Annotated in this window: 13 protein-coding genes and 2 pseudogenes; 9 read left to right on the forward strand and 6 right to left on the reverse strand. The window is 37.0% G+C overall.

Features of this window, described 5'->3' with window-relative positions; translation table 11 throughout:
* The first annotated feature begins 111 nt into the window (after positions 1–111).
* The 5 genes from FFR48_RS17745 to FFR48_RS17765 all read left to right on the forward strand — a co-directional run bounded on the left by FFR48_RS17745 (position 112) and on the right by FFR48_RS17765 (position 5,015).
* Positions 112–2,079, forward strand: coding sequence for a dynamin family protein (locus tag FFR48_RS17745; RefSeq protein WP_236104101.1), 1,968 nt, complete (start codon positions 112–114; stop codon positions 2,077–2,079).
* 95 nt (positions 2,080–2,174) lie between these two features.
* Positions 2,175–2,543 (forward strand): KGK domain-containing protein, encoded by a 369-nt coding sequence (locus FFR48_RS17750; RefSeq protein WP_137668288.1) that lies wholly within the window; start codon positions 2,175–2,177, stop codon positions 2,541–2,543.
* Positions 2,544–2,969: 426 nt separating this feature from the next.
* A complete protein-coding gene (locus FFR48_RS17755) occupies positions 2,970–3,545 on the forward strand; it encodes a Uma2 family endonuclease (protein ID WP_137668289.1) in 576 nt (191 codons plus the stop codon).
* A gap of 34 nt (positions 3,546–3,579) precedes the next feature.
* Complete coding sequence (locus FFR48_RS17760) at positions 3,580–4,773, forward strand: DUF2252 domain-containing protein (RefSeq protein WP_137668290.1); 1,194 nt, start codon at positions 3,580–3,582, stop codon at positions 4,771–4,773.
* Positions 4,770–5,015: an HNH endonuclease gene (locus tag FFR48_RS17765; RefSeq protein ID WP_137668291.1), complete on the forward strand. Its 246-nt coding sequence runs from the start codon at positions 4,770–4,772 to the stop codon at positions 5,013–5,015. Before FFR48_RS17760 ends, FFR48_RS17765 begins: the two co-directional genes overlap by 4 nt.
* 126 nt (positions 5,016–5,141) lie before the next feature.
* On the opposite strand, the gene FFR48_RS17770 is transcribed toward FFR48_RS17765, so the two are convergent.
* Together FFR48_RS17770 and FFR48_RS17775 are read right to left on the reverse strand one after the other, a co-directional pair.
* Complete coding sequence (locus FFR48_RS17770; RefSeq protein ID WP_137668292.1) at positions 5,142–6,674, reverse strand: YifB family Mg chelatase-like AAA ATPase; 1,533 nt, start codon at positions 6,672–6,674, stop codon at positions 5,142–5,144.
* A gap of 108 nt (positions 6,675–6,782) precedes the next feature.
* On the reverse strand, positions 6,783–9,149 hold the full coding sequence (locus FFR48_RS17775; RefSeq protein ID WP_236104103.1) for a fimbria/pilus outer membrane usher protein: 2,367 nt from the start codon (positions 9,147–9,149) through the stop codon (positions 6,783–6,785).
* 6 nt (positions 9,150–9,155) lie between these two features.
* On the opposite strand from FFR48_RS17775, the gene FFR48_RS17780 reads away from it, so the two are divergent.
* Complete coding sequence (locus tag FFR48_RS17780) at positions 9,156–9,668, forward strand: Csu type fimbrial protein (RefSeq protein ID WP_137668293.1); 513 nt, start codon at positions 9,156–9,158, stop codon at positions 9,666–9,668.
* A 266-nt stretch (positions 9,669–9,934) separates the two neighbouring features.
* On the opposite strand, the gene FFR48_RS17785 is transcribed toward FFR48_RS17780, so the two are convergent.
* From FFR48_RS17785 to FFR48_RS17795, 3 genes are all read right to left on the reverse strand, one after another.
* Positions 9,935–10,717 (reverse strand): fimbrial biogenesis chaperone, encoded by a 783-nt coding sequence (locus tag FFR48_RS17785; protein ID WP_236104102.1) that lies wholly within the window; start codon positions 10,715–10,717, stop codon positions 9,935–9,937.
* A 193-nt stretch (positions 10,718–10,910) separates the two neighbouring features.
* A complete protein-coding gene (locus FFR48_RS30600) occupies positions 10,911–10,991 on the reverse strand; it encodes a hypothetical protein (RefSeq protein ID WP_096572645.1) in 81 nt (26 codons plus the stop codon).
* A gap of 19 nt (positions 10,992–11,010) precedes the next feature.
* Positions 11,011–11,523, reverse strand: coding sequence for a Csu type fimbrial protein (locus FFR48_RS17795; protein ID WP_137668294.1), 513 nt, complete (start codon positions 11,521–11,523; stop codon positions 11,011–11,013).
* 472 nt (positions 11,524–11,995) lie between these two features.
* Between FFR48_RS17795 and FFR48_RS17800 the strand changes: the two genes are divergently transcribed.
* Positions 11,996–12,610: a Uma2 family endonuclease gene (locus FFR48_RS17800; RefSeq protein WP_096567419.1), complete on the forward strand. Its 615-nt coding sequence runs from the start codon at positions 11,996–11,998 to the stop codon at positions 12,608–12,610.
* 68 nt (positions 12,611–12,678) lie between these two features.
* On the opposite strand, the pseudogene FFR48_RS17805 reads toward FFR48_RS17800, so the two are convergent.
* A pseudogene (locus tag FFR48_RS17805) lies at positions 12,679–13,526 on the reverse strand (Rpn family recombination-promoting nuclease/putative transposase).
* A 131-nt stretch (positions 13,527–13,657) separates the two neighbouring features.
* Between FFR48_RS17805 and FFR48_RS17810 the strand changes: the two are divergent.
* Positions 13,658–14,008, forward strand: a complete 351-nt coding sequence (locus FFR48_RS17810) for a histidine triad nucleotide-binding protein (RefSeq protein WP_096567417.1) — start codon at positions 13,658–13,660, stop codon at positions 14,006–14,008.
* 214 nt (positions 14,009–14,222) lie between these two features.
* Positions 14,223–14,535 (forward strand): annotated as a pseudogene (locus tag FFR48_RS17815) (photosystem II q(b) protein); the annotation flags it as partial.

The following is a 14,535-nucleotide window of genomic DNA, read 5'->3' on the forward strand; positions in this document are numbered from 1 at the left end:
CTCCCCTGCTAATATTAATGCAGCTTCTCTAATATTTTCTTCACGCGCCTTGAATGTTTGTCCATTCCATTCGGTGATATTAGAAATTTCTAAAAGTTTCGTAACTTTCTCTTGAAAATCTTTCAAAAAGAAGGGGGAGAAAGTAAATCAGAACGTGCAAAACTAGCTAAAGCATTAACTTTATTATTGGATGGATATGTAGCAAATCGTGAGAGAATCAAGACTTTGAATAATGCTACTTATTCAATGGAACAATTTAACTTTTCTAACCTCAAAGAAGCTGCGGGATATGCAAGACGAGGTAGTAATAGCGCGGTTTTAAAACGGATTGAATATTATTGTCATCATCCGCTTTTAGAAGATGGAAATATTATTATTGATACACCAGGAATTGATGCACCAGTAGCGAAAGATGCACTATTAACTTATGCAAAAATTCAACATCCAGATACATCCGCAGTAGTCTGTGTTCTCAAACCTGCATCCGCAGGAGATATGACAAAAGAAGAAACAGAACTTTTGGAAACAATGCGGGAAAATGCAGGTATTAGAGACAGGGTTTTTTATATTTTCAACCGCATTGATGAAACTTGGTACAATAACCAACTGCGACAAAGATTAGAAGATTTAATTAATGGACAATTTCGGGAGAGTCAAAGAGTTTATAAAACCAGTGGTTTGTTAGGTTTTTATGGAAGTCTTCTGAAACAAACCAGTCAACTAGATAGATTTGGGTTAGATTCGATTTTTGCGGAAAGTGTCAAAGGTTTAGATGGGAAAGAAGACACACCCCAATTTGTGAATGAATTTAATCGTTATTGTGCTAATGCTGGTAAATTATCACCTAGTCAATTTAGAATTTCTGTTAATAGTTTTGAAACTCCTAATCAAAACTATGTGAGAATTTTAAATGAACAGGGAACACCGTTAATTAAACAATTGATTCAAGATAGCGGAATTGAAGAATTTCGCAATGCAATCACCCGGTATCTGACAGAAGAAAAACGTCCTCAGTTATTTAAAAATCTTGCGGATGACTTAGGAGATATTTGCATCAAACTAGAAAAACACTATCAAAATATCCAACGAGATTTAGATAGTCAACCGCGAGAAATTGAAAGTATGAAAGAATATGAGTTGCAAAAATTAAATCAGCAACTCCAACAGGTTGGTAGAGATTTCAATCAACATATCAATGAAGAAGTCAATCAAATCATTAATAATCATTGTGAGGAATTTGAAAATGATTTTCGACAATTACAATCAAAAATGATTCGTCGTTTAGATGAGTTATTAGATACCTTTTCCGTCGCTGATGCTTATCGTCGTGCAACTTTGAGTCATCCCAGAAATGCAACCGCACCTTTATTAGCGATTTTGGTGGAAGCTTTCTATTATTTATCAAATCAGTTGGAGGATATTTTAACTGAGTCTTGTGAACAAGTGATTGGTAATTTATTCCAACAGTTAATGGAGAAGATTAGAAAATCAGAATATTACCGTCAATTGTATCGTTTGTTGGGTAATGATGGGGGAATTGAATTACAAGTTAAGGAGGTAGAGAAATTGATTTCTCAAGCTTTGGTAACTGCTGCTAGGGTGGAATGTGATAGATTTGTGAAAGAAAGTCCTAGATTTTACAATGAAGGAACTTTTTCTATCTATCAATTTCGACAAGTGTTAGAACAAACTTCTCAATCTTATGGTCCAGAAAGTGTGATAGAAGCTCAACCTGCAATTAGACAATTGTTGAAATTAGATTTTGAACCGAAAGTTTCTTACACTATTCGTCAATCTTTCCGTCAAACTATCAACCAAACTATTAAAACTCAGTTGTTACCAATGGGGGAAAAACAAGCTGATGAGATTTTACAACTTTATCCCCAAGCGCGTAGTTATTTAGAAAAGACTTTGCAACAAGAAGCTGAGGAAAAGATTGCTAATAATCAACGTTTGTTAAATCAGATTGAGGAGAAAATTCAAAATTATAATTCTGCGGTTTTGGGGATTAATAATTGTTTACAAGCTATGCAGTTATATGAACATCTGTTACCTGTGATTGGGGGTGAGGAGGTGTAGTATAATTTTTTGGGTGAATGCAGGGTTTTTCTGTGTTCACCACAATTTAGATTTTTTTCACGCAGAGACGCAGAAAACGCAGAGGAGGAAAGAAAATGGAAGATAATTTTGAAGTGTTTGATTTGGAAGATGGCGATATTGTGATTGATTTTGATGGACATATATTAAAAGTCAGTCAATTGGATCAAGCAATATCAAAAGTGATTTTAGATAATGATGGATTAAAGCAATTAAATGAGAAGTTAGATAAGATAAATAGTCGTACTTTACCATCTACGAAAAATAAAAAAGATTGGATAGAGCAAGGTGTTGATTGTAAAGTTTTAAAACCTGGTAAAAATTGGGAGTCTGGAAAGTTTAGAGTCAAATTTACCCTAGAATTTTGTCCTGATGAACCAGAAATTAAAGAACCTGAATCACCCCTTGATGATTTACGACGTAAAATAAACGAAGCTACATCATAAATAAATTAGTCCACCGAAGTGGACTTTGTTTGTGTAGACGCGATTTCTAATCGCTGGGTTGAGATTTTGTTTAATTGTCTGAATCAGGATATCCAGGATTTGAGGATTTTCTGGATGTTATAAAAAGAGGTATAATTGTTTGTGGTGAATGTGGCTTTTTCTGTGTTCACCATAGATATTTTTGGTCTGAATCAGGATGTCCAGGATTTAAGTATTTTCTGGATGTTATAAAAAGATATAAATTATATACTGATATTGACATTATATTATGTTGAGAAAATTAATTTATGTTAAAAACAATAAATTTAAAAATATTATTTATTATAATTATTCCATGTTATAAAACATACAAAAAATTCCCAAATCTAAGCATCCAACCCCATCCTGTAAATCCTTTAATCCTGGACATCCTGATTCAGACCAAAAATGATTCAACTTAAAAATAAACTCACCCTCGAAGAATTTATCGCACTTCCTGAAAGTGATACTATATATGAATTGGTTAACGGTGAAGCTATACCTAAATATAAAAATGAACAAATGTCACCTAAATTTTTTCACGGTTCAACTACAGGATCGCTATTTATATTATTATCAAAATGGGCGCAAGAAAAAGGCCGTGTTGTAATTGAATGGAGTGTCAAATTAACCAAGAATCGACAAGATTGGATACCCGTACCAGATTTAACTTATGTTTCTTATGAGCGTCTTCCTATTGACTGGTTAAAAGATGAACCTTGTCCAGTGATACCAGAATTAGTAATTGAAATTATTTCTCCTGGTCAAACTTTTGGAGATATGATTGAAAAAGCTACCTATTATTTACAAGCTGGAATTTCTTTAGTTTGGGTAGTAGATACAGTTTCGCAAACTATCACAGTCTTTACCTCATCTTCTCTACCTGTCACTTATAGAAATCAGCAAATTATTAGTAATGAATTATTATCAGGTTTGCAAATTACACCTTATGATATATTTAAAAAGGCAGGTTTAATTCGTTAAATCCTGTAAATTATCATTCAAACAACATCCACCTATGAACAACATCAAAACCCGCATTGAAACTTTTAACCACGGAAGAGATCCAGAATTATTAAAATTAAAATACAAAAAAATCTCTACTGATTCATTTTCTTTCTTTCGGGGAACTTGTCATTTATTCTATGAAGATTTACCTCAAGAATCATCTTTGAATAATGCACCTCTTACCTGGATATGTGGTGATTTACATTTAGAAAACTTCGGTAGTTATAAAGGTGATAACCGTTTAGTTTATTTTGATATTAATGATTTTGATGAATCAGTTATTGCACCTTGTACCTGGGATTTAGTGAGATTTATCACAAGTATTATTGTGGGTTCTCATGCAGTGGGAATAAATGACGAAGAAGCATTACATTTAAGTGAGATTTATTTAAAAACCTACACTGCAAATCTCGCTGATGGAAAAGCAAGAACTGTAGAAAAGGAAACTGCAAAAGGTTTAGTTAAAGACTTATTAGACAGTTTAGAACACAGAAAACGGGCTAAATTTTTAGATAAATACACCAAAGAAAAGAAAGGTAAACGACTTTTAGTAGTTGATGATAAACGAATTGCAAAAGCTACAGATGCAGAACAAAAGAAAGTTAAAAACTTAATTACACAATGGCATCATACCACAGAACAAAATCCTGATTTTTATGAAATTCTCGATGTCGAAAAACGCATTGCTGGTAATGGGAGTTTAGGATTAGAACGTTATATAGTTCTAGTAGAAGGTAATGGTTCACCGGATGAGAACTATTTGCTAGATTTTAAAGAAACTCAACCCAGTTCTTTACAACCTTATCTGACTGTTTCGCAACCAAAATGGGAAACTCCAGGTGCAAGAGTTGTTGCAATTCAAAATCGTTTTCAAGGTATTGCACCTGCATTATTAGAACATATCAATGATGGTGAAAAATCTTATGTTTTAAAAGAATTGCAACCAGAAAAAGATACAGTCCATTTACAAGCTTGGGATGGAAATTTAGGACATTTAGAAAAATTAATCCAAACAATGGCCGAAGTTACAGCTTGGGATCAATTACGAAGTAGTGGTAGACAAGGTTCTGCGATCGCTGATGAATTAATTGAATTTGCTCAAACTACATCAGGGCATAATTATAATAACTCTATTATAGAATATGCCCGCAATTATGCCCAACAAGTAGAAAAAGATTTTCAAGAATTTAGTCAATCAATATGAACAAAACCCCACGTATTCCCATACCTCCAGAAGTGAGACAGTATGTTTATCAAAGAGATAAATATCAATGTCAAAGCTGCGGTAAAACTTCCCTAGAAACAAACCTCAGTATTGATCATATTATCCCTTTATCCCGTGGGGGAAAAAACGATATTAGTAACCTGCAAACCCTTTGTTTAACTTGTAATCAAAACAAAACAAATAAAATTGATCATCGGTTTTACCGACATTTCTATCTTTAGTCGGTCCTCCTAACTCCTCCTTAAAAAGCAATCCATTATAAACTTTTGTGAGAATAGGGAATAGGGAATAGGTAATAATGGGGAAACATAAAATTGATTACCCAATCACCAATCACCAATCACCAATTATTGCATTCTATCAATTGTTCGATATTGAATTGCTTCTGCTACGTGCTGAGGTTTTAAATTTTCATCTCCTGCTAAATCTGCAATGGTGCGTGATACCTTGAGAATGCGATCGCTCGCTCTTGCAGATAACCCTAATTTTCTAATTGCTGTTTCTAATAAATTACGACTAGCATCATCTAATTTACACCAAGTTTGTAAATGACGACTTTGCATTTGTGCATTACATTTAACGTTACTTTCTGAGTGAAAACGATTTGTGGCAATATCCCTTGCTTTTTGCACTCTTTCCCGCACAGCTTTTGATGATTCTCCTGTCGATCCTTGGGTAATTTCTTCTGGTTTTAACCGATTTACCGCTACTTGTAAATCAATTCTATCCATCAAAGGTCCTGATAATTTTGCCCAATATTGCTCTCTTTGTCTAGGTGAACAAGTACAAGGTTGAATTGTATCACCATAAAAACCACAAGGACAGGGATTTGTAGAAGCAACTAATGTAAATTGTGCCGGAAAAACTACAGATTGCCGAGTACGAGAAATCGTCACATAACCATCTTCTAAGGGTTGTCGTAAAAACTCTAAAACATCTCTTTTAAATTCTGTTAATTCATCTAAAAAAAGTATCCCCCGATGAGATAAAGAAATTTCACCAGGACGGGGAAAACTACCACCACCAACTAAAGACGGACCAGATGCAGAATGATGAGGACTGCGAAAAGGTCTTTCTCGTACTAATGAACCACGATTTTTTAATAAACCAGCTACAGAATGAATCCGAGTAACTTCTAAAGATTCCGAAAATTCCAAAGGTGGTAAAATTCCTGGTAAACGTCTTGCTAACATTGTTTTCCCACTTCCCGGAGGTCCGACAAAAATTAAATTATGTCCTCCAGCAGCAGCAATTTCTAAAGCTCGACGTGCATGAGCTTGTCCTTTGACATCTTGTAAATCTGCTAAATTTAAAGATGTCGCTGCTAATGTCTTTGGGTTTTCATTTAATTTAACAGGTTTGAATTTCCCCGGATTATTTAGTAAATCAACCACATCAGAAATATTACTACATCCATAAACATTTAAACCTTCCACTACCGCAGCTTCTTGAGTATTTTCCATAGGAACAATTAAACCAGAAATTCCCATTTTTTCAGCAGTTGCAGCAATAGGTAAAACACCAGCCACCGGACGCAAACTACCATCTAAAGAAACTTCACCTAAAAATAAAAAATCTCCTAATAAATCCGGGCTAACTTGTTCAGAAGCTGCTAAAATTCCCACACTAATTGGTAAATCAAAAGCTGGTCCTTCTTTCCTTAAATCTGCGGGAGTGAGGTTAATTACAATCTTTCGCAGGGGAAAAGCAAAACCCGCATTTTTCAATGTTGCTTTTACCCGTTCTTTTGATTCTTGAATGGCGGAATCTGGTAAACCTAAAATGATAATTCCTGGTAAACCACCAGAAACATCCACTTCCACACCCACCTTCACCGCGTCGATACCAACAATAGATGCACTCCAGACTCTAGCCAGCATTGTTCATATATGAATAAACCCTAATTATATCAAAGCAGATTTTCAGGTAAATTAACAATGAGTGAAATCACTGAATACAAATGTTATTAAAAACTTTTCAAACACCCTTTAAGGAAGGATACACTTTAAATTACCTAAATTAACTATTTGTTCCTGAGACTGGGGAATAGTTAGCTCAAAATTACAAATACCACCTTCATAGTCCACATTAGCTGCATATTTTCCCGGAGCAACACTGTCTAAATAAAAATCTCCTTCCTTACCAATAGGTGAGTTAATAATTTGATTATTCACAGTGATATTTAACTGACCATAGGACGGAATTACAGTTTTTCCTGATGTTTCTACCGACAAAGTACCAACAATACTTTGAATTAGTTGCACAGGAAAACGCACAACCGCCCCACCTCGAAAAGGTGGAGTAATTACTTTTTCATTAGCATCAATTTTGTAGTTTAAAGGAATATCCTCATCTTGGATTTTCAAATTATTCCCATTATAAGGGCGCAGATTAGTAATTATTAAATTACCCTGAGAATCAGTGCGTCCAACTTCCTGATTATTACTGTAACCACGCACACCCCTTACCCCTGGAACTTTTATCAGTGCAAAGCTTTGGGTAACGGGAGGAGCAAGAAAAACACTATTTCCTATGCCGATAATACTACCAGAAACATTAACAGAACCACTATTTTTACCATTATTGCGGTTGAGGTTTAACTCATAAACGCCAAAGGGAGCGCGATACTGAATACTACCATTGCCGGGAATTTTTTCCCCGTTGGGGTTAACCTGAAGACGGTAGCCCAAGCCATTACCAGCCGGTGGAGATTTCTGTACGGATACAGTTGAGTTAATTGCAGTTTTACCATTGGTATTTTGCCGATTAATACTAGCCCTCGCATTACCTAAAGTATAATTGAACCCGATAAATAGTTCATTTGTAGTTGGTTGTGTAGGTTGGTTAGACTGGCTGAGATTGATAGATAAATCTGCACTGGAATTAAGACGCAAACTACTGGTGAGAGCCAGGCGGTTACTGTGTCCTTTATCACGGAAGTCAGAGGACGCATACTGCAAACCTAAGCTTAAATTACGGGTAGGAGATATAGAAATAAAAGCATTATTTTCTAACTTGGCTCTGTCATCTAATGCTGTCAAACTTAAATTAGCATATCGGTCACTCAACAGCCGCACCGAACCACCAAAACCGATATTACGACCAGAATAGCTATAAGTGAGGGCAGCCGCAGCCCCCGGTATTCCTGATTCACTACTGACGGCTAGGGATAGTCCTAAAGCCCCAAAGGGTAGGCTAGTGGTTAGACTAGAACCACCACTAATTAAATTACTAGCAACCTCCAAGCGCCCGCCCAGGGTCAGGGAGTTGGTGATACCCTGACGATAGCGACCGAGAAAAGCCGGAGAACCATAATTAAAATTATCAGAGTCTAGTTTAAATCGCCGTAAACCTAAATTAAAACTGTAGTCAGATAAACCGGGTTTTAGTAACCCTGGAGCAAAATAAAAAGGTGAAGTAATTACCTGTTCTCGACCCAAAGCATCACGAATTACAACTTTTGTAGAACCACTACCGGAGGGTAGGAGTAAATTATCAAATTGAAAGCGACCGGGGGGTACTTCTGTTTGATTTACTCTTTGTCCATTAACAAAAACCTCTACTTTGGAAGGTGTTAAGGCTACACCAGATAAACTAAAAGTTGGTTGTTGAATGACATTAGGATTTAGTCCAAAATCCCGTGAATTACTTACACCAGCCATAAACATTCCTCCCCCTAAATCGCCGGCACTGACAAAGGAATCACCAATTACCCATTTAGTCATTTTTTGGGGATTGTCTAAGGTGAAATTTGTTAAACCTCGCAGCCAAGAACCGTCAGTTTTGCGGGAAAAACTGCTATAAAGTAAACTTTTATTAATGCTTAATCCTGATTCTCCAAAAAATGTATAATTGTTGAAGTTGAATTTTTCAACGTCAACAGGTAAATTAAAAGCATAATTAAAGAAAATACTAGTGTTTTGACTATAAGTAATATTTTGGGGTGACTGGCGACCTAAATTAAATGAGTTACTCTTTAATAATTCTGGTTGGGCTGTTATACTTAAAGTTAAGGCTTTTTCATCAAAAATATAGCTGACCTGGGGAGCTAAGGAAGTCAGAGAAACATAAATTTCATTATTAATAGTTTCTCGACTACCAGCGAAACTTTCTAACCCGGCTTTTTCTAAATCAGGAAGACTAACAAGAACATCCTTGGGGCGTAAAATCACAAAAATTGCTTCTTTAGCTACCTGATTAACTGTCAGTTCCAAAATTGCATTTTGTTCTTGTGCAGCAACCTCAGAACAGACTACAAAACTCCAACCCGAAACCAACAGCAACCACCAGCCATTATTTACAGACATCAAACCAGACATAAAACCAGACATCAAACCAGACATCAAACCAGACATCAAACCATGAAAGTGCGCCCTTCCTTATTAACTGTTTTGCTGCTTATAGCCAGTTCCACTGCTCCCGCAATGGCAGGTAGTGCAAATGCTAATTTGAATGTTTCTGCTTCCGTAGTTCCTAGTATCACGATTACCCCACCTGTTGATCCTGTGCCAATACCAGTTGAAAACGTAATTGATCCGTCTACTCCGGCAATGGTAACATTACCAATCGCTATCACTTTACCGAGTGGTATTACTGGGAAAATTACCCTGGGACAAGGACAAAATGCCTCTACTGGCTCCACAGACACTAACCCCGTGCGCCGCATGACTGATGGTGACGGAAATTATCTATTGTATGAATTATATCAAGATGAATCTAGGACAATAATTTGGGGGAACACCGATAACACTGCTTTGTCATTGACTGGTACGGGTTCAGCCAGTAATGTCAATCTTTATATTAAGATTCCGGCGGGGCAAAATGTGCCGGCGGGAAATTACCAGGACACGATGCAACTGAGAGCGACTTTGTAAGCATTTTGAAATTAACCCCACCCTAACCCCTTACAAGGGTAGGTATTTTACATTGTCATGAGGGCAAGACAAGGTGGACAAGGTGACAAGGGAGGAAAACAGTACAAAGTCTGTATTCTTAGTCACAAAAATAGTCCGTCAAAAAACCATTGTCCGTATAAAATCTTCCTAGTCCATCCCTTCGACTACGCTCAGGACAAGCCTTCCTTGTCTTCGGTGGTCTTGCCTTCACAAATCATATTAAAAACCTACCCCTGTGAGGGGGACTAAGGGGGGTAAGCAGCAGCACAAGCGCCCTGGGGAGTATCTAGGGTTTCTTTAAAGGTGGTTTTTGCAGTTTTGACTTCCACTACCAGTTTCTTGACCCCATTACATTTTTCCTTGGGTGGTAATCCTACACTGTAGGATTTAGTATTACCCGCTAAAATATACCAACTATTAACAGCAGTTTCAATGATTTTTTCCCCTGTGGCACTTAGTCCTTGCACTGTTATTTGCTGTGGACGAAGATTGACATTACCAGTATTATTAATCTCAAAAGATAAATTACCTTTTTTGATTGCTAGTTGTCCCATTTTTCCTGACTGGTTGATTTGGCTCGGTTGTAGAAAAATAGGAATACTTAAATTAGTTAAGACTTGGATGGCATTCTGGGTGGGTTGACTGGTTTTTGTCGGTAGTTCTTCCACAATCAATCGGTAAGTTTTTTCGACAGTATTAATGGGAACTTTAGAACCGAGTCTAATTTGCCGTTCTCCCTGGGATTCTACGGAAAGTAGAGATGGAAACAGAATAATATCTTCAGTAGGAGTGAGTTTGTCTTCTCCTTGGGCATTTTGTTCCCATTTGAATACTTTGAATTGAAAGCTGGCAGCACTGGTATCCTGATTACGTAATTTCAGCAGAGCAGTGGAAACTCTGGGAGAAAGAACAACATTAATGGGACTAACGTTATAATTACTTGCGTTGGCTTGGGATGTTTTAAAACATAAGCCCAGAAATAGGCTGGGAAACAGCAGTAATTTTAAGCGGGAACTGAGGGTAAACACGAGAATTAACCTTATTTGCAGGGTGCGTTAGGACAGAAACGTAACGCACCAAAATTTTGCGTCGTGGGTTACGGATATCGCTTGTGTAATTTTTACCAGATGTCTTTTGGATGATCAGGGCTTAGTAAGTAACAGTAGCTGTTACAGTTACCCGACTTCTTCAAGAATTCGGGCATCTAAGTATTAAATTCTCTTAACAATTGATTTGAGCTACTACAGCATCAGAGTATGAACCGGCAAAAGCAGTTTGTCCAGATGGGATTCTACCATAAATAGTAGTAGTATCTTGTGGATTACCATTCGACTGTAGCTACTACAGTATCAGAGTAAGTAGTGGCATCAGCAGCTTGTCCAGCTGGGATTCTACCGTAAATAGTAGTAACTTGTGCACTACCAGTTCCAGTAACGTTCGGACTAGTATCAACAGTATTTCCCCAATTTGTAGTGCGTGCTGAATTCTGGTAAATGTTATAATTGATATATCCATTACCAGAATTCTTAAGCCTACGCCCTGGGGAGGCATTAGTAGACCCAGTTGCAGCATTTGCGCCTTGTCCTAACCTAATATACGTTCCCCTACCATTACTGCAAGTTGTAGTTACAGTTGCTGTTGCATCTAAGTGAGTGGTGGCATGAGTAACGAGTGGATCATAATCGCCAAATGCAAGTGGAGTCGTAGAAATACTGCAGTTACTAATAACAGTAGCTGAGACATTTATATCACTTGTTGCTGTACCTGCCATTGCTGGAGCGGCAGAACCGGCAGTGATTAAGATGGCGGAAGCTAAAGCAAAACGACGAATCATGGTTTAAGTTTCCTGGTTACAAAAAAATATTAGGTTGAGAAAATATGTCTTTTGGTGGATGATTTTTTCTCAGTGTATGTTAGCATTCACCCCCCCGCATACATCAATATAAATACTGATTTTATTGGGAATTGAGAAAATTTATTATACAAGCTATGGATATCCATGAAGATGCTGAAAATACTTTATTTAGCTGCATTGATTACAAATAAACATTTACACATATTCCGAAATAAGTAAATAAAGTTACTTAACACATAAATACCTCTCAATGCCTCTTTTTTCAACGGGGCTTTCAGGCTCTATCCCTTATGAAACAAGCTGTTTAACCGCCTTACCCGTTAAGCCTCTTTTACTCTCCCTGCAACTGCGGTTAGATGATGTGATGCCCTGGTGTTGATAGTTGGGACAATTCATTTTCTATCAAGTATAATTAAATCATCCATAACGGTGAAGTTAAGGTATATAAATCATGGTTCAAGTTTTACAAAAACCAGTAACCTTTGCAGAATTTGCAGATTGGAAACCAGATGGAGAACGCTATGAACTGCATAATGGAGTAATTGTGGAAATGTCACAACCAACAGGACTACATGAAGATATCATAGGTTTTACAGCTAGAAAAATAACTGTAGAATTTGATAGATTAAATCTTCCTTATTCCATTCCTAAACAAGCATTAGTCAAACCACCTGAAAGCGAATCAGGTTATTTACCAGATATTCTATTATTAAACCGGACTAATTTAGTCAATGAACCTCTTTGGCAAAAACAATCAACTGTAACTCAAGCTGCTTCTATTCCCTTAATTATTGAGGTTGTCAGCACTAATTGGCGTGATGACTACTTAACTAAATTACGAGATTATGAAGAAATTGGCATTCCTGAATATTGGATTATTGATTATTTAGCTTTAGGAGGTATTCGTTATATAGGTAGTCCTAAACAACCTACTATATCTATTCATTTATTGATTGATGGTGAGTATCAAGTAAGGCAGTTTAGAAATGATGAAAAGATAATATCACCAACTTTTCCAGATTTGAATTTGACTGCTAAACAGATTTTTCAAGCTGGTAATATTTGAGCAATATTGATCTTTATTGTTCTTTACGCATTACTTGATTCTCAATTCACTTTTTGAGTAATTTATGATTACAAGTTTTCCATGATCAGTCTTAATTCCTCTAAACTTTCAACTGTGAGAATTGAACGTTGAATTATTTTTAATGTTTCAAAATCCGATATTTCTGATATTTTCGGCATAAACTTTAATCCTTCATTGCCAAATTTCACTTCTAAAGATAATTCAATACTTGAGATTCTTTCTTCTCCTCTTTGTTCCCCTTGTTTCAATATTTCCTGATACCAAGGTGATTCACGTAAAACAGCCATATCCCACCTCATGATTTCTTGAACTAAGGCACTATCTAATACAAAAGTAGCAAAAAAGCCAGAACTGTTTCTAATTGATTTAACTGTTCATCGGCTTTTAATAAACGCAATGCTTCCCGAATTATAGTTTCATCTTCACCACCTTTGAGAATTGGTACAAAAGGCAGTAGAGAAGGTAAAGGTTGTTCTAAGGCAATTTTAACATCTACTTCCCAAAGATTAATTACTCGGTAATCTTGACGCACCTCCAAACCAGCAATATTTGACTGATATCGAGTTGGTATTTCTTCATTACCTGTTTTCAGAATGTTAATGAGTACAGGATAGGTGGGTAATTGATATTTTTCCTCAGCTAGTCCTGCATAAGCTCGCATTCTTCGAGGCATTTCTGGTTTATACCGCAATTGCAGTTCATTAAGAACCAGAAATTTTCTGTATTCTTGACTCTCAGCGCGGATAAGTACATCACTTTCTCTACTAATCCACTGAAATTCAGAATTGAGTATTTCTTTAGCAACTACATCCGGGATTTGTGTTACCCATTTTACCTAGTTGTTGGGTGCGAGACTAATTAAACGTTTGGTACTGACATCCGCAGGTTTGGTAATAAAGCTATAGATGCACTGATTACACAACAGCTTAACTTTTTCTCTGCAAAAAAGCGATACCCACGGTAAGCGATCGCCACCTCACCCAACTATCCCCTAAAATCTCTAACAGATATACTAGGTAAAACCGCATGAGTGAAACCAAAGATACCATTTTCGGTAAAATCATCCGTCGGGAAATCCCCGCAAACATCGTTTATGAGGATGATTTGGCTTTAGCCTTTACAGATGTTAACCCCCAAGCACCAGTTCACATCCTTGTCATTCCCAAAAAACCCATAGTTAACATAGCTACCGCCCAACCGGAAGATCAAGCATTATTAGGACATCTATTATTAACAGTCCAAAAAGTCGCCGCCCAAGCAGGACTAGAAAACGGTTATCGCGTAGTCATGAACACTGGTAACGATGGCGGTCAAACCGTCTATCACCTACACATACACATCTTAGGCGGTCGTCCTATGGCATGGCCTCCTGGTTGATCTTCACCTATCAATCATCTACCAATCCTATGGGATAGGCATCTTGCCCGTCCCATGATCATTTCTGTCAACGCCACTACATTAGAAAAATCTATAAAAGTTATAAACAAAACTAATTTTGATTCTCTTTACAAAACTAAATACACAGTTTATGATTTGTGCAGAGGTGAGAAAAACAACTCGCCGATATTATAAACAGAGCAATCATAAAAACATGACCGCAACCATTCAACAGCGCCAAAGCGCCAACGTATGGGATCGTTTCTGTGAATTTATCACCAGCACCAACAACCGCCTTTACATCGGCTGGTTCGGTGTATTAATGATCCCCACCCTGTTAGCAGCAACCACTTGCTTCATCATCGCATTTATCGCTGCTCCTCCCGTTGACATCGACGGCATCCGTGAACCCGTTGCAGGTTCATTAATCTACGGAAACAACATCATCTCTGGTGCAGTTGTTCCTTCCTCTAACGCTATCGGTTTACACTTCTACCCAATATGGGAAGCAGCTTCCTTAGATGAGT

The sequence above is a fragment of the Sphaerospermopsis reniformis genome, assembly GCF_005402885.1.
GTDB classification, from domain to species: domain Bacteria; phylum Cyanobacteriota; class Cyanobacteriia; order Cyanobacteriales; family Nostocaceae; genus Sphaerospermopsis; species Sphaerospermopsis kisseleviana.